A 19684-nucleotide genomic window follows, 5' to 3' on the forward strand; every position below is an offset into this window, starting at 1 on the left:
CCACTACAGGGTAGCGTGATGATACCCCTCAACCAGCACTGCAGGGGGCGTTTCTTCACCCCCGTTAACGGTGTGCCCGCCACAGCCCGGCGTACACACCCTCACGGTCCAGCAGGTGGTTGTGTGATCCGTCCTCGATGATACGTCCCTTGTCCACCACGAGGATTCTGTCGGCCCGTGCGGCGGTCGCCAGACGGTGCGCCACGACGACGGAGGTGCGCCCGCGGGTGACCCGGTCGGACGCGTCCAGGACGGCGGCCTCGGTGGCGGGATCGAGGGTGGCGGTGGCCTCGTCGAGAAGCATGACGTCGGGTTCCAGCAGCTCGGCGCGGGCGAGGGCGATGAGCTGTCGCTGGCCGGAGGACAGGCCGCGGCCGCGTTCGCCGATGGGGTGACGGAAGCCACCCGGGATGCCCGCAATGATATCGAGCGCACCGATGCGGCGGACGGCCTCCTCGACCTCCTGCTCGGTCGCCGACGGTCGTCCGTAGGCGATGTTCTCCGCCACCGTGCCGATGAACAGGTGCGCCTCCTGCGGCACCTGCGCGACGGTGCGTCGCCAGTCGGCGAGCGGGAACTCGCGGATGTCGGTGCCACTCGCCGTCACCTCGCCCCGGACGGGGTCGTAGAAACGCGCCAGCAGCTTGACGACGGTCGACTTGCCCGCCCCCGTCGGGCCGACCAGGGCGACGGTCGTGCCGGGTTCGATCGTGACGTCGAGGTCCTCGGCGACGAGCTGGCCGTCGGGGGAGTAGGCGAAGTCGACGTCGCGGAGGGCCAGCGGCCCACGGGAGGCGTCCTGCGCCCCGGGGCGGGTGCCCGTGTCGGGGACGGAGGGGCGCTCGGCGAGGAGTTCGGTGATGCGGCGGAAGCCGACGGTGGCCTGCTGCCAGGAGTCGAAGATCTGCCCCAGCTGCTGGATCGGGCCGTAGAGCTGGGAGAGATACATGACGAACGCGACGAGCACACCGGCGGTGAGATCGCCCTGCGCGACGCGGGTGGCACCGACCCCGAGGACGAGGGCGGTGGCGATCTGCGAGATCGCGTTGACGCCGGGGAAGTAGATCGCCACGGCGGTCTGTGCGTTGGTGCGCAGGCGGCGGTAGCGGTTCGACTCGGCCTCGAACTCCGCCAGGGCCAGCGGGGTGCGGCCGTGCATCTGGGCGGTGCGCAGGCCGTTGATGTTCTCCTGGAAGGAGGCGTTGACGGCCGAGATCTGCTCGCGCGCCCGGGTGTACAGGCGGGAGGAGATGCGGCGGAACACGAGGGTGACCGCCACGATGAGCGGGATCGCGGCGACGGCGACGAGCGAGAGCCCGGCGTCGGTCCATGCCAGCATGGCGATGATGCCCGCCAGCGTGCCCACCGACACGATCGCCTGCGCCAGGCCGGTCTGCAGGAAGGAGCTGAGGGTGTCGATGTCGGTGGTCATGCGCGTCATGATGCGTCCCGACAGGTTCGACTCGTAGTAGTTCATGCTCAGCCGCTGCAGGTGCGCGTAGGAGCGCAGGCGTAGACCGTAGAGCAGGCGCTCGCCGGTGCGGGAGGTGAGCACGACGAGCATGACGGCCGCGGCCCAGCTGACGGCGACGACGCCGAGACCACCCGCGGCGATCCGCCACAGGGCACCCATGTCGCCGGCGGCCACGCCGTGGTCGACGGCCCAGCGCATGAGCGTCGGGAAGGCGAGGCTCGTGAGCACGCCCACCACCAGCAGCGCGATGACACCGATGATGAGCCAGCGCACCGCGGCGAACAGCTCCCGGACGCGGAAGACCGCGCGGTCGCTGCGCAGGTGGGCGGCGTCGAGGCGGGGTTCCTCGGTGGCCGGGGGCAGCTTGTCGACGCGCGCCAGCAGCTCAGGGGTCGCCGAGATGTTGCCCATGCCACGGCCTCCGCCACCGCCGCCGCCACCCATGCCGCGGCCCATGCCGCCCTGGGTGCTGATGTGCTCCGTGCGTTCGCGGACGACGCCCTCCGGCCACAGGTCGGCGTGGGCGGGCTCGGGGATGGCCGAGCGGTCCGGCAGGGGCTCCGGGGTGGGGTCCATGATGCGGAGGTACCGGGGGTCGTCGATAAGCGTGGCGACGTCGTCGGTGACGACGACGTGGCCGGAGTCGATGATGGCGACCCGCTCGGCGAGGTCGAGCGTCGACTGGCGGTGGGCGACGGCGAGGACGGTGACGTCGCTGAGTTCCGCGCGCAGGCCGGCGAGGATGCGGGCCTCGGTGGTGGCGTCGATGGCGGAGGTGGCGTCGTCGAGAATGAGGACGCGGGGGCGGGAGAAGAGGGCGCGGGCCAGGGCGATGCGCTGGCGCTGCCCACCCGACAGGGTGAGGCCGCGCTCGCCGATGACGGTGTCGAGGCCGTCGGGCAGGCGGTCGATGAACTCGGTGGCCTGGGCCAGATCGGCGGCGTGCCGGATCTCCTCCTCGGTGGCCGGGACCCCCATGGCGATGTTGTCGCGGATGGTGGAGGAGTAGAGGAAGGCCTCGTCGAAGACGACGGTGACGGCGCGGCGCAGCTCGGCGCGCGCCAGGGTGTCGTAGGGCAGGACCCGGTCGCCGGAGGTCAGCGCGAGGTTGCCCGCGTCGGGGCGGTAGAAGCCGCCGGCCAGCTGCACCGCCATCGACTTGCCGGATCCGGCGGGGCCGATGAGCGCCAGGGTCTCACCGGGGGCGACCTCGAGGGAGAGGTCGTCGAGGACGCGGTGGCCGTCGGTGTCGAAGGAGACGGCGTCGAAACGCAGCCCGAGGGGGCCGTCCGGGATCGGCGCGGGCTCGGCCGGGTCGGGGTGCTCGGGCGACATGTCGATGATCTCGGCAATGCGGTCGAGCGAGGCCAGACCCATCTGGAAGGTGACGATCATGCCGGAGAGCATGCCCACCAGGTGCGTCATGGTGGTGAGGTAGACGGAGAAGGCGAAGAAGGTGCCCACCGTGATGCGCCCCTCCATGACGAGCCAGCCGCCGAGGAGGATGTTGATGACCAGCGCCACCTGCGGCAGGTTCTGCAGCAGCGGCTGGAAACGCGCCATGAGCTTCGCGGCGCGCATCTTCGCGGCGAACAGCGTGCGGCCCAGGCGGTCGAGGTGGTCGACCTCGCGCTCCTCCTGGGCGAAGGCCTTGACCACGCGGACACCGGTGACGGTCTGCTCGACGTGGGTGGCCAGGTCGGCGGCCGACTGCTGCGCCACCCATGTCGCGGCGTACATGGAGCGGCGCGAGAGCACGGCGACGCCGACGATAAGCGGCATGAAGGCGAGCGCGATGACGGTGAGCAGGGGAGAGACCCACAGCATGACGCCGGCGGTGATGATCAGCTGGACGACGTTGCCGATGGCCATGGGGCCCATCGCGACGAGGCCCTGCGTGGCGTTGAGGTCGGAGATGGAGCGGGAGACGATCTGGCCGGTGACGATCTGGTCCTGGCCGGGGCCGTCGAGACGCTGGAGGCGGTCGAGGATGCGTACGCGCAGGGTGTGCTGGGTGTCGATGGACAACCGGCCCGCGGTGTAGCGGCGCAGGAACTGGCTCAGGTAGCGGGCGAGAGCCACGACGATGAGGACGGTGATGATGGTCCGCAGCGATGCATCGGTACGGGTCGGGCCTTCGCCTCCGGCACCGGTGGCGACATCGACCGCGGAACCGGTGAGCAGCGGGATGGTGATCTCGAAGAGGACCGCGGCGATGGTCGCGATGATCGTGACGATCGCGATGCCGCGGCGGGCCCGGAGGGCGTCGAGAAGTTCTCTGAATCCGGAGTGGTTCCTCAATTAATCACCTGCTGCCGGGGACGCGAAGGTGGCGGGCACCATGCCCAGGGACTCGCGGGTGTTGGCGATGACCGCGCGCGAGAGCTTGCGGTTGGCCACGACGCCCGCGACGGCGCCGATGCCGAGCGGCATGATCTTGCCCAGCCAGGCGCGGCGCAGGCGCTTGGAGAAGTTCTTCAGCGCCATGCGGATGAGGCGGTTGTTCACCTCGGTGAGGCGCGGGGCGGAGAAACGGGCGACCGTCGACATGGTCGGCAGGCCCTTGGACTTGCCGACGTCCCCGACGAACGCGTCGACCACCGCGGAGCCCTTGGCACCGAGGAGCGAGACGAGGATGAGGGCCTTACGGCGGTCCTTCTCGGAGAAGTCGACGCCGCGCAGGTGGGCGCTGGCCATGGTGTACCAGGCAGCGGCGTCGAGAAAGACGACCGATTCGCCCGCGATGGCGGCCGCGCCGGTGAAGAACCCGATGCCCGGGATCGCGGCGGCGGCACCCGCACCCGCGCCGGTACCGGAGGCGATACGCAGGAAATGCTTGTCGATCATCTCCTGGATCTCGCTCGGCGACGCGTCCGGGTTCTTCCGGCGCAGGCGGTCGACATACCCCTCGATGGCGGAGGACTGGAGGGAGACCGCCTTGTCGAGGGCACGGATAAGAGCCTTACCGGCGGCACCGGCGTTGGCCTCGAGCGCCGACGGATCGGAGCCGATGCCGTCGGTGATGGTCTGCTCCGGGGTCTCGGTGACGGTGGGGGTGGACTTCATGAGAGCCACGGATGCTCCTTAAGGTTGTTATCGTGTTGTTATTGTCCGATTCTAATTAATTCCACACCCTCTAACGCAGGACAGCGCGGTTTTGTTCCCTTATCGGTGTTGCTAATCGGTGTTCGCGAACGCCTCCGCGGCCTCCACCTGCTCCGGAGTGGGCCGCACGCCCGTGTAGAGCGCGAACTGCTCGGCGGCCTGCAGCGCCACCACCTCGCCACCGTTGATGGTGGGCACGCCGAGACGCTCGGCGGCGTCGATGAGCGGGGTGCGCACCGGGTAGGCGACGACGTCGAAGACCACGCGCGCCCCCGCGATCTGCGCGTCGGGGAAGGCCTGGGCGTCGGCGGCGTCGCCGTGCATACCCAGCGGCGTGACGTTGACCAGCAGCTGCGCGCCCTCGGGCACGTCGGTCGACCACCGCCAGCCGTAACGCTCCGCCAGCGCCGGGCCCGTCTCGGAGTTGCGGGCCACGACCGTGCCGGTGTGCCCGTGATCGGCCAGGGCGGCGACGACCGCGTTGGCCATGCCGCCGGAACCACGCACCGCCACCGACAGGGAGGGATCGACGTCGTGGGTGCGCAGCAGGGAGGCCACGGCGACGTAGTCCGTGTTGTATCCCACCAGCTCACCGTCGGTGTTGACGATCGTGTTCACCGCGTTGATGCGCTCGGCGGAGGGGTCGAGGGCGTCGATGAGCGGGATGACGTCCTGCTTGTACGGCATCGACACACCGGCCCCACGGATGTCCAGACCGCGGATGCCGGCGACGGCTGCGGTGATGTCCGTCGGAGCGACCGCCTTGTAGAGGTAATTGAGCCCCAGCTCCGCGTAGAGCCAGTTGTGGAACCGCACGCCGTGGTTGCTCGGGCGGGCGGCCAGGGAGATGCACAGCGTGGTTTCGCGGTCGACGTAGTTCACCATGCTCACTACCGTAGTGATCATGGCCTCCACTGACATCCCCGGTACCGCGGGGCCGCAGGTGCGCACCACCGCCGGTGTGGTGCGCGGGCTCATCGACGAACATCTCGGCATCCGCACCTGGCGCGGCGTGCCCTTCGGCACCACCACCGGCGGCGACAACCGTTTCCGCGCCCCCCGCCGCCCGCGCCGCTGGCAGGGCGTGCGCGACGCCACCCGCTTCGGCCCCGTCGCCCCGCAGCCGACGTACTCCTGGACCGACCGCGTCGTCGGCGCGGAGAACTGCCTCCACCTCGACATCGTCCGCCCCGACACCGACGAGCAGCTGCCCGTCGTCGTCTACCTCCACGGCGGCTCCTTCATCATGGGCTCCTCCCACGAGCCGATGCTGCGCGGCTACCAGTTCGCCCACGCCGTCAACTGCGTCTACGTCTCCGTCAACTTCCGCCTCGGCGCACTGGGGTACCTCGATCTGCGCTCCATCGGCGACGACTGCGTGGCCAACCCCGCCGTCCGCGACCAGCTCCTCGCCCTGCAGTGGGTGCAGGCCAACATCGCCCAGTTCGGCGGCGACCCGGACGCCGTGACCCTCATGGGCGAGTCCGCCGGCGGATCCGCCGTGGCCACCCTCATGGCCGTCCCCGCCGCCGAGGGACTCTTCCACCGCGCCATCGCCCAGTCTCCGCCGCTGGGCATGGTCCACTCCCGCGCCCAGTCGGAGCTGTGGGCCCGTGAACTCGTCTACCGGATGGCGCTGCCCCGCCAGGCCACCCTGCGGGACCTGCGCGCCGAACACCCGCACGACCTGGTGCGCGCCGGGCAGTCGATGATGTGGCGCGGGCAGGGGTTCATGCACCTCAACTCCACGTATGCGCCCACCGTCGACGGCACGCTCCTGCCGGAACACCCGCTGTCGACGTTCACCGCCGGCACACAGATGGCGGTACCGCTGCTGCTGGGCACGAACTCGGATGAGGCGAGCTTCTCCAAGCTGTTCTACATGCGCACCTCCGCCCGCTCCCGCGCAGCGCTGCGCCTGCTCTCCGCCTTCGACTCCGTCGAGGCGCACCGGGTTCTCGAGGCCTACAGCGGTGCCTCCGAGCGCGGCGAGTTCGCCGAACTGCTTGCCGACGCCCTCTTCTGGGCCCCCTCCGTCCGCCTCGCCACCGACCACAACGCCGTCGCCCCGACGTGGATGTACCGCTTCGACTACGCGCCCGCCGCCCTGCGCTGGCTGGGCCTCGGTGCCATGCACTCCCTCGAACTGTCCTCCATCTTCGGGGACCCCGGGGCGTCGCGGACCTCCGGTGTCACCCGCTTCGGCGGTATGGACGGCATGGCCGAACTCACCGACCGCATGCAGTACCACTGGGGCCAGTTCATCCACCACGGCCGCCCCGGCTCCGAGTGGCCGCCCTACGGCCCGCCCACCACCGACTCCCCGGCCCGCGCCACCATGGTCTTCGACGACCCCTCGCACGTGGAGTACGACCCCAAGGCCGCCCAACGCCGCGCCTGGGCCGACTACGACATGACCGAGTGGGGCAACGGCGCGCCCGAGCTCCTCGAGCAGCTGGGTCTGCTGGTGAGCACGGAGCTCGGGCGGTAGGGGCGGGTTCGGGGTGTTGTGCGGCCGGTGGGTGCGGCCAGTCGTCCCGCGAAGCCCCTGTTTCGTTGCGGATGGAGGGCCTTCGCGGTACGTGTTGCCGCTCCCGGGCGTAGGTGGCCGTGGCCAGTGACCTGAGTCGCCGGACCACCACGCAGCCCCATCCATCGACTGCTCCGCATCGTGTTCGATCCCGCGCCGACGGACTGACCCGAATTGCTGGGCACGAGTCTGCGCGCGCGGCTAGGCTGGTTCCGGATTGCCGTTGGCGGTCATCGGGTCACCGAGAGAACTACCGTGAAGGGAACCACCACCATGAGCTTCTTCGAGGACATTGCCGCCGCCCTGGACAATGAGGGCATCGAGTCCCGCGTGCACGACGACACCATGTTCGTGCCGATCACCTCCGACCTGGAGATCCAGTTCGTGGAGATCGACCCCCACATGCCCGCCGCCAACGTCTACATCGCGGCCGCGGACGTCGACGAGGACGACGAGAACTTCGAGGCTGTCCTCGTCTCCGTCGTCTTCTCCATCGAGGACGCTGTGGCGACCGTCGCCCGCCATGTCGCCACCGACCAGGTGGTCACCGTGCTGCGCGACCTGCTCGAGGGCACGGACGAGCGCATCGGCGACCTGGAGTTCTACCAGGACGCCGTCAACGCCAACCTGGTCCGCGCCGAGGTGGGCAACAACTCCGAGCTGCAGGTGCTCGTCGAGGTCATCGACGGCGTGCCGTCTGCGGTGGTGCAGTTCGTGGCCATCGGGGAGTCCTTCGAGGACCTCATCGACCAGGCCATCGACGAGCTGTGGGAGTCCGACGGCGACGCGCAGCTCACCGAGGAGGACCGACAGCGCATGTTCGCCGACCTCACCGCCGAGGTCGAGCTGGCCACCGACGAGGTCCTCGACCTTGGTGTGTTCACCGACTTCGACCGGCTTTTCGACGTCATCTCCCTCGCCGCCGATCAGGCCGAGGACTGGGAGGAGCAGCTCGTCCCCTTCGACGAGGACGAGTTCGACGAGCCGGACGTCTACGACATCTTCGGCGCCGACGACGCCGACGACGCCGATGACCTGGACGACCTGGACGATGATTTCGACGACGACGATGACGAAGAAGATGACGAGGACGACGACGGGGACTTCGACGACGATCACGACGAGGCCTGATCGCCCGGCACCGCATCGGCCTGTGCGCCGCGCGTCGGGCGGCTAAGATGCCCAGGGGTGCGCGGCCCGGAGTGGCCGCGCGCGGGTCCTGTTGGTTGAAGTGAACTGAGAGTGGTGTCTCGTGGCGTTGACCTCGAAGTTTCCGGTGTCCCTGGTTCGTGAGCAGATTGCCCGCGCGCGGAAGCGTCCGCCGGTGGAGGAACGTTTCGCGGCCGTCGACCGGAAGGTCGCGCAGATGCCTAAGCTGGGTGACATCTCCCTGGCGGTGGAGCGCGCGGACTCCTCCTTCCGTCATGTGTTCACCACGGGGCCGCTGGATCCGGATTCGCGTGTCGCCGCCGGTTCGGTGACGAAGCTGTTCACGCACGCCATCATCTTCCGGCTCATCGACGAGCAGAAGCTCACCTACGACACCGCCATCGCGTCCCGCGTCCCGGCCGGGTCGCTCGACGGGCTGCATGTCATCCGCGGGGAGGACTACGGTTCCGAGATCACCGTGCGCCACCTGCTCAACCAGACCTCGGGCCTGGCGAGCTGGGAGGACACCCGTGATCCGGGTGGGCGTGACGTCATCGACCAGATCGTCGACTGGGACCGCGTCGTCGGTGTCGACGAGCAGATGGAGACCGCCGCCCGCAGCGGCGCGAAGTTCCCGCCCGGTCAGGGCATCCGGGCGCACTTCTCGGACCTCAACGCCGAGCTGCTCAGCCAGGTGGCGCAGCACACGACGGGCAAGACCTTCCAGGAGCTGGCGTACCACTACGTGATCACCCCGCTCGAGCTCGAGCACACGACCTTCGTGCGCCCGGGTGTCCACGACTACGCGGAGGTGCACACCCCGAAGCACCCGGTGTGGTCGTCGCGTTACCTGTCGAGTTCCCTGGGGTCGGCGGGCATCCTGTCGACCGCGCTGGATCTGCTCACGTTCATCCGGGCGTTCCACACGGGCAGGCTCTTCGACCTGGGGCACATCCAGAACCCGACGTTGCGGCGGATCCAGCACCGTCCGCTGCGTTACGGCAACGGCATGCTGGCGATGGGCCTGCCGAAGGTGCTGTCCCCGCTGGTGCCGGCACCGCTCATCCTCGGGCACACCGGTGTGCACGGGGCGTTCGCGTTCTACTGCCCCTCGCGGTCGGCGTTCATCGCCGGGTCCGTCAACTCGATCGAGACCAATCCTTTCGAGGTCATCTACCGCTATCTCGACGCCCTGTAGCGGCCGTCAGGCCGCGGCACTGAACCCCGCGAACAGGGAGGCGGGGGAGTGGACGGGGTGGAAGGCGGCGTCGACAAGCCAGACGAAGGTGGCGGCGCGGCCGGAGGGAACCTCATGGACCGCGTCGACCAGCGAGTTCTCCACGAGGGCCCGCACCCAGCCCTCGGCGCGAACCGGATCGACGGCGCCGTGCTGGTCGGTGATGCGGACGGTGATGAGGTAGGCGGGTTCACGCTCCTCGCCGAAGCCGAGGACGCGGGCCTTGACGCGCTCACTGACGCGGTGGCGGGTGAGCGTCATGGTCAGCCCGTCCGGGAGCTGCTTGCCCGGTGGACGCCAGGAGGCCTGCGGGCGGGCGAGGGAGCGGGGGTGGTGGAGGATCGACTGGAGGTCACGGAGGGTGTCCGCGCGGTGGCGGCGCAGGTCGACGGCGATGGAGGCGGGGGTCTGGGGCAGGTGGTTGATCGTCATGGCTCGCACTCTAGAGGCAGGGGACAACACGTATGTTCGACTCTCGAACAACTGTACGACAGGCTTCCGGGTTGACGCAAGGGGTACCCTGAGCGGTGATATGACAGATCAACAAGTGCGCCCGAAGATCCCCGCCGAGATCTGGGTGCTGGTGGCCGCGGCCTTCATCATCGCGCTCGGTTACGGCCTCATCGCGCCGATCATCCCGCAGTTCGCCGTCAGCTTCGACGTGTCCATGGCCGCCGCCGGCGCCGTGGTGTCCATCTTCGCCGCCTCCCGCCTGCTCTTCGCCCCCATGTCGGGCCGGCTCATCGACGCGATCGGCTCGCGGAAGGTGTACCTCACCGGGCTCCTGACGGTGGCGGTGACCACCGCCCTCGTCGCCGCCGCGCAGGAGTACTGGCACATCCTGCTGCTGCGCGGCATCGCGGGCGTCGGGTCGACGATGTTCACGGTGTCGGCGATGGGGCTCATCGTCCGGCTCGCCCCGCCGGAGATCCGCGGCCGGGCCTCCGCCGTCTACGGCACCGCCTTCCTGGTGGGCAACGTCATCGGCCCGGTGGTGGGTGCCGCGTTGTCGATGCTCGGGATGCGCGCGCCGTTCGTCATCTACGGTGTGTCCGTGGCGCTGGCCGCGTTCGTCGTGTGGTGGAGGATGCCGCGCCGCGCGGGCGACGGGGCCGGGCAGAAGAAGGACGTGCAGCCGCCCATGGAGTTCGGGGAGGCGGTGCGCGACAGCGCCTACCGCTCCGCGCTGTTCTCCGGTTTCGCGTTCGGCTGGGTGAACTTCGGTGTCCGCGTGGCCACGCTGCCGCTGTTCGCCGCGGCGGTGTTCGAGCACGGCGGCGCGATCGCGGGTCTGGCGATGGCGGCCTTCGCCTTCGGCAACGCCGTCGTGCTGCAGTTCTCCGGACGCCTGGCCGACACGATCGGCCGGAAGCCCCTGGTCATCGCGGGGCTCATCGTCAATGCCATCTTCACCGGCGCGATCGGCTTCGCGGACAGCTTCTGGCCGTTGCTCATCGTCTCCGCGCTCTCCGGCGCGGGCGCCGGCATGCTCAACCCGGCGCAGCAGGCGGTGCTGGCGGACGTCATTGGCAACCAACGTTCCGGCGGCAAGGTGCTGGCGAACTTTCAGATGGCCCAGGACCTCGGCGCGATCATCGGCCCCATCCTCATCGGCGCCGTCGCGCAGTCCCACGGCTTCGAGGCCGGCTTCCTCATCTGCGGCGTCATCGGCCTGGCGGCGGCCGTCGTGTGGGCCTTCGGCCGCGAGACCCTCGAGGGCGGGCGGGGCGTGAACCTGGAAAGTGCCCGGTAGATGACTGCCCCCGGGTTGTCGCGGCACAGCTCCTGGCAGGCCCTCGCCGCGCTGTGCGTCGGCCTGTTCATGACGCTGCTCGATCAGTCCCTCGTCGCCGTCGCGCTGCCCCGGATCCGGGAGGATCTCGACGCCTCACTCAACCAGGTCGTGTGGGTCTCCGCCGTCTATCTCCTCACCTTCGCCGTCCCGCTGCTGGTCACCGGCCGTCTCGGCGACCGCTTCGGACAGCAGCGCGTCTACCTCGTCGGCATGGCGGTGTTCACCACCGCCGCCTTCGCCTGCGCGTTCGCGCCCACCATCGAGTGGCTCATCGCGTTGCGCGCGCTGCAGGGGCTGGGCGGATCGCTCATCAATCCACAGCCGCTGAGCATCATTACCCGCATCTTCCCGCGCGAACGCCGCGGCACCGCCATGGGCGTGTGGTCGGCGGTGGCCGGGTCGACGGGGCTGTTCGGGCCCGTCATCGGCGGCCTGCTCGTGGGCACCGTCGGGTGGCGCGCGGTGTTCTTCTTCTACGTGCCCCTCGGCCTGATCTCGCTGGTCATGGTCGCCCGCTTCGTCCCGCGTCTGCCGCGGATGGCCGCGCGCATCGACCTCGTCTCCGCGCTCGTCTCGCTCATCGCGGTCCTGGGCGTGGTCTTCGCGCTGCAGCAGGGTCCGGAGTTCGACTGGGCGCCGTGGATCTGGGGTGTCCTCGCTCTCGGCGCGCTGGCCTTCGGGGGGTTCGTGCGGCTGCAGCGCCGCATCGGTGCCGACGCCCTCGTGCCCACCGCCCTGTTCGCCCACCACAACTTCCGCCTCGGCATCATCGCCGTGTCCACCCTCGGGTTCGCGGTGTACTCGGTCAACCTGCCGATCATGCTCTACCTCCAGCAGGGCGCGGGCCTGTCCGCGCAGGTGGCGGGCCTCATGCTTGTGCCCATGGGCGTCCTCTCGGTTGTCCTCGCGCCGTACGCCGGCCGTCTCACGGACCGCCTGGCACCCGGCCTCATCTCCCGGGCGGGATTCCTCCTCCTCATCACGTCCATGACACTGTTCGGCCTTCTCATGCTTATCGACGCCCCCGTCCCCGCCTTCCTCGCCCCCGTCACCCTGCTCGGCGCCGCCAACGCCCTGGCGTGGTCACCGAACTCGGCGATCACCATGCGGGACCTTCCCGCCTCGCTGGCCGGGGCCGGGTCCGGCGTCTACAACACGTCCCGGCAGGTCGGTGCGGTCCTCGGCGCGGCCGCGACCGGCGCCGTCATGCAGATGGGGGAGGGGACCGTCAGCTTCGGGGCGGCGGTGGGGACCGCCATGTTCGTCCCCGCCGCCGTGCTCCTCATCGGCCTGGCCGCGGTCTCGGGTTTCCGCGCCGACCGCCCTGGGTAGTCTCAGTCCCCATGACCCCCGTCCTCATCGACTGCGACCCCGGTATCGACGACACCCTCGCCCTCCTCTACCTCGCCGGCCTCCACCACGTCGGCGGAATCGAGCTCGTCGGCGTCACCACCACCGCCGGCAACACCACCGCCGTGCAGGCGGCGGGCAATGCCCGCTGGGTCCTCGACGAGCTGCTTGTCGACGCCCCCGTCCTCCCCGGTCGGCCCCACCCCGCGCAGACCCCGTTGGTCACCACCCCGGAGACCCACGGGCCCACCGGCCTGGGGTACCTCGACGTCCCGGCGGCCGACGCCGCGGGGGACTGGGCGGAGTTGTGGGCACGGGGCGTCGATAAGCACCCGGACCTGCACCTCATCGTCACCGGGCCGCTGACCAACCTCGCCGCCTTCCGCGACTCGCACCCGGAGCACTACGCCCGCCTCAGGCGCGTCACCGTCATGGGCGGGGCCGTGAACTACCGGGGCAACACGACACCGACCGCGGAATGGAACTTCTGGGTCGACCCGCACGCCGCAGCGGACGTGTTCGCGCACCCGCCGCAGGGGAAGATCACGCTGTGCTCGCTGGAGGTCACGGAGCGGTTCCTCATCGACCCGGAGCGGCTGGAGGAGCTCATCCGGGCGTTGGGCCCGCACCCGGTCGCCGCGCACCTGCCCGAGATCCTGCGATTCTACTTCGAGTTCCACGAGGCCCAGGGCGAGGGGTATCAGGCGCAGATCCACGACCTCCTCACCTGCATGATCGCGTTGCGGACCATCCCGTACGTGGACACCTCCACCACCATCGCCGTCGAGGCGCACAGTGAGCTGATGCGCGGCACCTCCGTCGCCGACCTCCGCGGCCACTGGCACCGCTCCCACAACGCCCGCCTGGTGACCGATGCCGACATCGACGCAGCTCACCGGGAACTCCTCCGGGTGGCCCGCGCATTGGCCGGGCGACCGGGCATCCGTTAAGATCGGCCACGATCTCCGGCCCGAGGTGACATAGGGCCGGCCACTCGTACCCACGCGTACTCGAAGGACCTTCACCCATGTCACAGATCCGCCTCACCCCCGCGCGTCGCGCCATGGCGATCGCCGGTGCCCTCCTCGTCGCCGCCACCTGGCTCTACCTGGTGCTCGTGCGCCCCACGGACTGGGAGTCCGTGGGCGGTTCCACCGAGGCCCTGATCACCCTGGCCGGTTACGTCGGCGGCGCGGCGCTGCTCCTGGCCGCCACCCTCCCGGCCCTTCCGGCCCGCATGATCGGCGTCATCCCCGTCGCGCTGGTGCTCAACATCGTCGTCGGCCAGATCGCCGGTTCGGTGGGCATCCCGCTCTACCTCGACTCGGTGGGCACCATCCTCGTCGCCGCGCTGGCCGGCCCCGTCGCGGGTCTGGCGACCGGCACGCTGAGCTCCGTCGTGTGGGGCCTGCTCAACCCGGCGGCCCTGCCGTTCGCGGCCGTCGCGGCGGCGACCGGTTGGCTGGCGGGCGTGGCGATCGAGAAGGGGGCGTTCGCGAAGCTGTGGAAGCTGGTCGTCTCCGGCCTGCTCATCGGGCTCATCTGCGGTGCGCTGGCGGCCCCGGTCGCGGCTTTCGTCTACGGCGGCACCGCGGGCGTGGGCACCGGCGCGATCGTGTCCCTGTTCCGCGAGCTCGGTAACTCCCTGCTGGCCTCGGTGACCATGCAGTCCTTCGTCTCCGACCCGCTGGACAAGCTCGCCGTCATGGCCGTCGTCTACGCCGCGGTCAAGGCCCTGCCCCAGAAGACCCTGCGCTCCTTCCACCCGGTGGCGCAGGGGACCCGGGTGGCCGAGCAGCCGGTCGCCGCCTGAGCCGCCCGACCCTGCCCGCAGGACGCCCCGTGCCCATCCACAGCCGCATCAACCCCCTGACCGCCCTGGTCACGGGGCTGAGTTCGTGGATTCTGGTGCTGGGCGTCAATGACTGGCGTCTCTCCCTCGCGGTCATCGCCGTCGCCCTGGCCGCGGGCACGTGGCGCACCGGGAACCTCTCGGTCGTGGCCGCCACCGCGGTCCTCGCGCTGCCGACGGGCCTGTCGATGCTGCTCGTCCACGCCCCCTATGGAACCGAGCAGCTGGCACCGCTGCTCACCCGCGACGGTCTGCTCACCGCCGCGGAGCTCACGGCCCGCTTCACCGCGCTCATGGCCTCCCTGCTGGCGGCGGCCGCGTTCATCACCGTCCCGGATCTGGCGAAGGCGCTGCAGGTCAGCCCGCTGGGCCCGAAGGTGGCCTACATCGTGGCCACCGCGCTACAGCTGCTGCCGCAGGGCCGGCGCGTCGTCGACACGGTCACGGACGCCCACCGCCTCGCCGGCCGGCGCATCACCCCGGGCACCGCGATCCGGCGCGGGGCGGTGCCGGTGATGACCACCCTGCTCACCGCGAACGTCGAGAAGTCCCTCGCCCTGGAGACCGCGGGTCTCGATCTGCCCGGCCGGCGCACCATCTACCGGCCCGCCCCCGACGGCCCCGCCCAACGCGTGCTGCGAATCCTCATCCCGCTGGGGGTGATCGCGTGCGTCCTGATCTGATCCCCGGCACCATCACGCAGGTCATCGGGGCCTCCGGGCAGGGGTTGACGCGCTGGGCGCGTTCGCTCGGGCACGCCGTCGTCAGCCAGGATGCCCTGGCGCACGTCACGCACCTGCGCGCGACGGTCGCCGAGGAGATCGCCTTCGGTCTCGAGCAGCGTGCCGTCCCACGCGCGGAGATGCATGAGCGAGTCACCCGGATGCTCCACATCATCGACCTCGACCCGGACGCCGACCCCGCCCACCTGTCCGGCGGGCAGACGCGGCGCCTGGCGATCGCCAACGTCGCGGTCCTGGAGCCGGAGGTCCTCGTCCTCGACGACCCGTTCGCGGGCCTCGACCCGGCGTCGCAACGCCGCCTCATCTCCCTGTGTGAGGCGCTCACCGACACCGCGGTGCTCATCCTCGGCCACGAGGCGCAGCCGGCGCCCGGTGACGTGTTCTCGCTTGTCGACGCCCACCTCACCCCCTACCTCCCACCCTCCCGGGCGGACCTGCCAGCCCCCGTCGCCCCGGGCGGGCTCATCCCCCTCGGCGAGGTCACCGGCCGACGGGGCGGGGCACGGACGTGGTGGCAGTTCCGGTCCGGACCGGGTGAGTTCCGCGTCGGTCCCGTGCCCCTGAGCGTGCAGGCCGGGGGAGTGCTGTGGCTGCGCGGCGCCAACGGCTCCGGCAAGACGACCCTGCTGCGCGCGCTCGCCGGGCTCGACGGTGCGCCCGCCCGCGACGTCTCCCTCCTGCTCCAGCGCTCCGCCGATCAGGTCGTCGAGCCCACCGTCGCCGGGTTCGTCGGCCCGCGCCACGCGGAGCTGGGCCTTGACCCGGACGCGCACCCCCTCGACCTGGGGGCCACGGACCTGCGGCTGGCGCAGTTCCTCGCCGTCGCCTCCCTCGGCCGCCCGGTCATGGCGCTCGACGAACCCGACGTCGGCCTCGACCACCGGGGCCGGGGGATCATGCACCGCCTCATCGCGGAGGAGCTGCGCGCCGGGACCGCCCTCGTGCTCACCTGCCACGACGAGTCGTTTGTGGCGGAGGTCGCGCGGTACGCCGCGGTGTCCTCCCTTAGTCTGGACGAATGACCCGCATCCACGGCCTCGACCTGGCCCGCGCGTCGGCGATCATCGGCATGATGGCCGCCCACATCGGTCCCGCCCACTTCCTCACCGAGGGGTACCCGTCGGTGCTGTACGCGGTGCTCGCGGGTGTGTCGATGGGCATCATCGCCTCCCGTCCGGCCATGCTTGCCGACGCCCGCTTCGTCCTCCTCACCCGCGCCGTCATCCTCATCGGCCTGGGGGTGCTGCTGGATGCGCTGCAGGAGGGCATCGTCGTGGTGCTCGTCGCCATCGGCGTCTCCTGGATCCTCCTGCTGCCCGTCCTCGGGTGGCGTACCCGCTGGCAGGGGGCGCTTGTCGGGGCGCTGGTGCTGCTCGGGCCCCTGGTGGGCGCGCTGCACTCCACCGTCCCCCTCACCTTCAGCAGCGAGTTCTTCACCGACCTGTTCTTCGGGCCGTACCCCCTCACCGCCTGGCTGGCGTACACGCTGCTCGGGTTGCTCATCCACCGGCTGGCGCTGGCCCGCGAGTTGTGGCTGCTGGTGGGCGGCGTCCTCGCGTTCGTCCTCGCGCAGGGCATCATCCAGGTCACCGGTGGCCGCGTCGGCCCCTCCGGCGAGCCGGATGTCGTGGGGGAGTGGCTGCAGGGTGAACCCCACACTGGAGGGCTTCTCGACGTCCTCACCTCCGCCGGCCTGGCCACCGCCGTCATCGGGGCGTGCCTGCTGGCCTGCCGCGTGGCCGCCATCGTGTGGGCCACCTACCCGCTGCGCTCCTTCGGCGCGATGCCGCTGACGATCTACGTCACGCACGTCATCCTCACGACCATCGCCAACGACACTTTCGTGAGTGCCGCCGCCCTCGACGGGGACTACATCGAGTTCGGCTGGACCGAGCACCCGCCACTGTGGCCGGATCTCTTCCTGTGGCAGCTCGTCGGGTTCCTCGTCTTCGCCTCGCTGTGGCGGTGGCGGTTCCGGCGCGGGCCGGCGGAGTGGGCGGTGGCCCTGACCATCGCGGGGACAGTGTCGGACTCGCGGTAAAGCAGACCGCGAAGCCCTCTGTCCTGGCATCGAAAGGAGACTTCGCGGGATGATGTGCCGATCTAATCGCCAACTATTTTCAACTAGGATCGGTGGCCATGTCCCACACCCACGCCCACGACGCCTGCACCCCTGACCGCCATCGCGATGCCCGGGTGGCGGACCTCGTGGCACCCGCCGCCGCCGAGACACCGCCGAAAGATTCCCTGCGGGCTCACCCGGTGGTGACGGTCACCGGTTTCACCCTCGCGGCGGAGGTCATCGAGCGTTCCCGTCAGGTGCCGGTGATCGTGCTCGTCGGCTCCCCGCTGCAGAGTGGTCGGCTGCGCGGCCAGCTGACATCCCTGGCCGAGAGCGCCGGTCTGCGGTGGATCCTGGGCATCCTCGACCCGGACAAGGATCCGCATGCGGCGATGCAGTTCCGCCCGCGGCAGCTGCCCAGCGTGTTCGCCGTGGCCGGCGGCACCACCGTGGCGGTCTTCGAGCCGGGTCTGCCCGGTCGCGACATCGGCGACTGGGTGGAGGAGGTGCTGCGGAGCACCGCCGGTCGGCTCAGTGGTCTGGAGACGGAGCCGGAGCCCCAGTCACCCGCCCCCGGCCACGACCCCCGGCTGCGCACCGCCGCCGAGGCCGTCGACAGGGGAGACTTCGCCGCCGCAGTGGCGATCTACGAACAGATGCTTATCGACGCCCCGCACGACCCCGTCCTGCTCCGGGCCCGGGCGGCGGTCTCCGTCCTCGTGCGCGTGGCCGACATGGACCGCACGCGGGATCCGATCCAGGCGGCCGCGGCCGACCCCACCGACATCGATGCGGCCCTCGACGCCGCCGACGCGCTCGTCATGCTCGACCGGCCCGTCGCGGCCGTCGAGCTGCTCACCGCCCGCCTCCCGCACACCCGGGAGCGGGTCGTCGAGCTGCTCGCGCTCCTGGACCCCGCGCATCCGGTGCGGCAGCAGGTGGTCAGTGCCCTCTACGCCTGAGGCTGGTGGGCGAGGAGGGCGTCGGCCATCTCCCCGCGGGTGAGGGTGGCGTCCTCCAGGCGGCGCAGGACGTCGGCACCGTCGAGATCGATGCCGATGAGCACGATCTCACTGCCCGGGGTGAGGTCCGTCTGGCCCCCACAGGGCGGCAGGGCGGATGCTCAGGTCGGGGCCCGCCTGGTGCCACACCTGCGCGACCTCGATGTTCTCCGCGATCCAGCAGTAGCCCTTGGAGCGCACGAGGCCGACGGTGGAGCGCAGCACCTGCAGCAGGCGCTCCCGGTGGAAGGGGCGGTCGGAGCGGAAGGTGACGGAGCTGATGCCGTACTCCTCCGTCTCGGGGGTGTGCGGGTTCTCCAGCTCCTCCGTGTAGCCCTCGTAAGTGCGGGCCGTGTGTTCGTCGTAGAGGTGGGCGCCGAGAATCTCGTCGACGACGGGCCGGCCGTCGGCGAGGCCGTCGATAAGCACGCCGACCCGGGCGCGCGGATTCATGGCCGTGACCAGCGACATGGTCTGCTCGAGGCGCTGCCTGTCGACGAGATCCGCCTTCGTCACGTAGATGCGGTCCGCGAACTCCACCTGGTCGGTGAGGAGGTCCGCAACGGTGCGCTCGTCCTCGGGGGCGGCGGCCCGGTCGGCCTCCGCGAGGGTGGTGCGGCGGCGGATCTGGTCGAGGAACTGGTGGGCGTCGACAAGCGTGACCATGGTGTCGATCGGGGCCTGGTCCGCCAGCCGCGTGCCGTCCTCCCACTCCCATTCGAAGGTCGCGGCGACCGGCGTCGGCTCGGAGATGCCGGTCGACTCGATGAGGATGTGGTCGAACCGGCCGGCCGTGGCGAGCGCGCTGACGGACTCGACGAGGTCCTCGCGCAGCGTGCAGCAGATGCAGCCGTTGGTGAGCCCGACGAAGCGGTCCTCGCCGCGCACGAGATGGCCCTCCTCGGCGATGAAGGCGGCGTCGATGTTGACCTCGGAGAAGTCGTTGACGATCACCGCGATCCTCTTGTCGCCGCGGTGGTTGAGCACCTGGTTGAGGAGCGTGGTCTTGCCGGATCCGAGGAATCCGGAGAGGACGGTGACGGGGGTGGGTGCGGGCATGCGGGGCCTTCCTGTCGGGCGTTCACGAGGAACCCGCGCAGTGTACAGGAATTAATGGAAACGGTTAACAATAAGAGGGGGGCGAGTGATGCTCCGAGGTCTGGGCAGGATCGTCGGAGCGGGGGCGGGGCAGACGTCGGCCCCACGACACGGGATTGTGCCTGCGTGCAAATGGAACCGGAGGTCAACTCCATGTGGTGCCCGTATGCCCCGGATAACAACTCCGGGAAATCCCCGAGGTGGTCCGAAAGTAGGGAAGTTGTTCAGATATAGGTGGAACCCGCGGTGATTCGTAGCATGTTCGAATCGCCGGAAAGTCCGGCGCCG

At 70.3% G+C, this 19684-nt stretch carries 15 protein-coding genes and 1 pseudogene; 11 read left to right on the forward strand and 5 right to left on the reverse strand.

Annotation, left to right across the window (positions count from 1 at the left end; all coding sequences use genetic code 11):
* Window positions 1-64: 64 nt before the first annotated feature.
* The 3 genes from B9Y70_RS12305 to B9Y70_RS12315 form a co-directional block, all read right to left on the reverse strand.
* The gene (locus B9Y70_RS12305; protein WP_085550559.1) at window positions 65-3775 is read right to left on the reverse strand and encodes an ABC transporter ATP-binding protein; all 3711 of its coding nucleotides are present in this window, start codon (window positions 3773-3775) and stop codon (window positions 65-67) included.
* On the reverse strand, window positions 3776-4540 hold the full coding sequence (locus tag B9Y70_RS12310; RefSeq protein WP_085550560.1) for a hypothetical protein: 765 nt from the start codon (window positions 4538-4540) through the stop codon (window positions 3776-3778).
* Window positions 4541-4651: 111 nt separating this feature from the next.
* Window positions 4652-5464, reverse strand: coding sequence for a shikimate 5-dehydrogenase (locus B9Y70_RS12315; protein ID WP_085550561.1), 813 nt, complete (start codon window positions 5462-5464; stop codon window positions 4652-4654).
* 19 nt (window positions 5465-5483) lie between these two features.
* Between B9Y70_RS12315 and B9Y70_RS12320 the strand changes: the two genes are divergently transcribed.
* From B9Y70_RS12320 to B9Y70_RS12330, 3 genes are all read left to right on the forward strand, one after another.
* Complete coding sequence (locus tag B9Y70_RS12320; RefSeq protein WP_240309261.1) at window positions 5484-7070, forward strand: carboxylesterase/lipase family protein; 1587 nt, start codon at window positions 5484-5486, stop codon at window positions 7068-7070.
* A gap of 312 nt (window positions 7071-7382) precedes the next feature.
* Window positions 7383-8240, forward strand: a complete 858-nt coding sequence (locus tag B9Y70_RS12325; protein WP_085550563.1) for a hypothetical protein — start codon at window positions 7383-7385, stop codon at window positions 8238-8240.
* Window positions 8241-8385: 145 nt separating this feature from the next.
* A complete protein-coding gene (locus tag B9Y70_RS12330) occupies window positions 8386-9456 on the forward strand; it encodes a serine hydrolase domain-containing protein (RefSeq protein ID WP_143337649.1) in 1071 nt (356 codons plus the stop codon).
* A 6-nt stretch (window positions 9457-9462) separates the two neighbouring features.
* On the opposite strand, the gene B9Y70_RS12335 is transcribed toward B9Y70_RS12330, so the two are convergent.
* Window positions 9463-9927, reverse strand: a complete 465-nt coding sequence (locus B9Y70_RS12335) for a hypothetical protein (protein ID WP_085550565.1) — start codon at window positions 9925-9927, stop codon at window positions 9463-9465.
* A 100-nt stretch (window positions 9928-10027) separates the two neighbouring features.
* Here B9Y70_RS12335 and B9Y70_RS12340 point away from each other — a divergent pair, with 100 nt between their 5' ends.
* From B9Y70_RS12340 to B9Y70_RS12375, 8 genes are all read left to right on the forward strand, one after another.
* Window positions 10028-11248 carry an MFS transporter gene (locus B9Y70_RS12340; RefSeq protein ID WP_085550566.1) on the forward strand — a complete coding sequence of 407 codons (1221 nt, stop codon included), beginning with the start codon at window positions 10028-10030 and terminating at the stop codon, window positions 11246-11248.
* Window positions 11249-12622: a DHA2 family efflux MFS transporter permease subunit gene (locus tag B9Y70_RS12345; protein WP_085550567.1), complete on the forward strand. Its 1374-nt coding sequence runs from the start codon at window positions 11249-11251 to the stop codon at window positions 12620-12622.
* An 11-nt stretch (window positions 12623-12633) separates the two neighbouring features.
* Entirely contained in the window at window positions 12634-13590 is a 957-nt protein-coding gene (locus B9Y70_RS12350; RefSeq protein ID WP_085550568.1) for a nucleoside hydrolase, read from the forward strand.
* A gap of 77 nt (window positions 13591-13667) precedes the next feature.
* Complete coding sequence (locus tag B9Y70_RS12355; RefSeq protein ID WP_085550569.1) at window positions 13668-14453, forward strand: glycosyl transferase family 9; 786 nt, start codon at window positions 13668-13670, stop codon at window positions 14451-14453.
* A gap of 29 nt (window positions 14454-14482) precedes the next feature.
* Entirely contained in the window at window positions 14483-15175 is a 693-nt protein-coding gene (locus B9Y70_RS12360; RefSeq protein WP_240309262.1) for an energy-coupling factor transporter transmembrane component T family protein, read from the forward strand.
* A complete protein-coding gene (locus tag B9Y70_RS12365; RefSeq protein ID WP_085550570.1) occupies window positions 15160-16257 on the forward strand; it encodes an ATP-binding cassette domain-containing protein in 1098 nt (365 codons plus the stop codon). Before B9Y70_RS12360 ends, B9Y70_RS12365 begins: the two co-directional genes overlap by 16 nt.
* The gene (locus tag B9Y70_RS12370; RefSeq protein ID WP_085550571.1) at window positions 16254-17276 is read left to right on the forward strand and encodes a DUF418 domain-containing protein; all 1023 of its coding nucleotides are present in this window, start codon (window positions 16254-16256) and stop codon (window positions 17274-17276) included. Before B9Y70_RS12365 ends, B9Y70_RS12370 begins: the two co-directional genes overlap by 4 nt.
* Before the next feature lie 98 nt (window positions 17277-17374).
* On the forward strand, window positions 17375-18259 hold the full coding sequence (locus B9Y70_RS12375; RefSeq protein WP_085550572.1) for a hypothetical protein: 885 nt from the start codon (window positions 17375-17377) through the stop codon (window positions 18257-18259).
* On the opposite strand, the pseudogene B9Y70_RS12380 reads toward B9Y70_RS12375, so the two are convergent.
* Window positions 18250-19357 (reverse strand): annotated as a pseudogene (locus B9Y70_RS12380) (GTP-binding protein). The gene B9Y70_RS12375 and the pseudogene B9Y70_RS12380 overlap by 10 nt on opposite strands.
* Window positions 19358-19684 lie beyond the last annotated feature (327 nt).

Origin of the sequence: Corynebacterium pollutisoli (assembly GCF_900177745.1) — a bacterium.
Lineage (GTDB): Bacteria > Actinomycetota > Actinomycetes > Mycobacteriales > Mycobacteriaceae > Corynebacterium > Corynebacterium pollutisoli.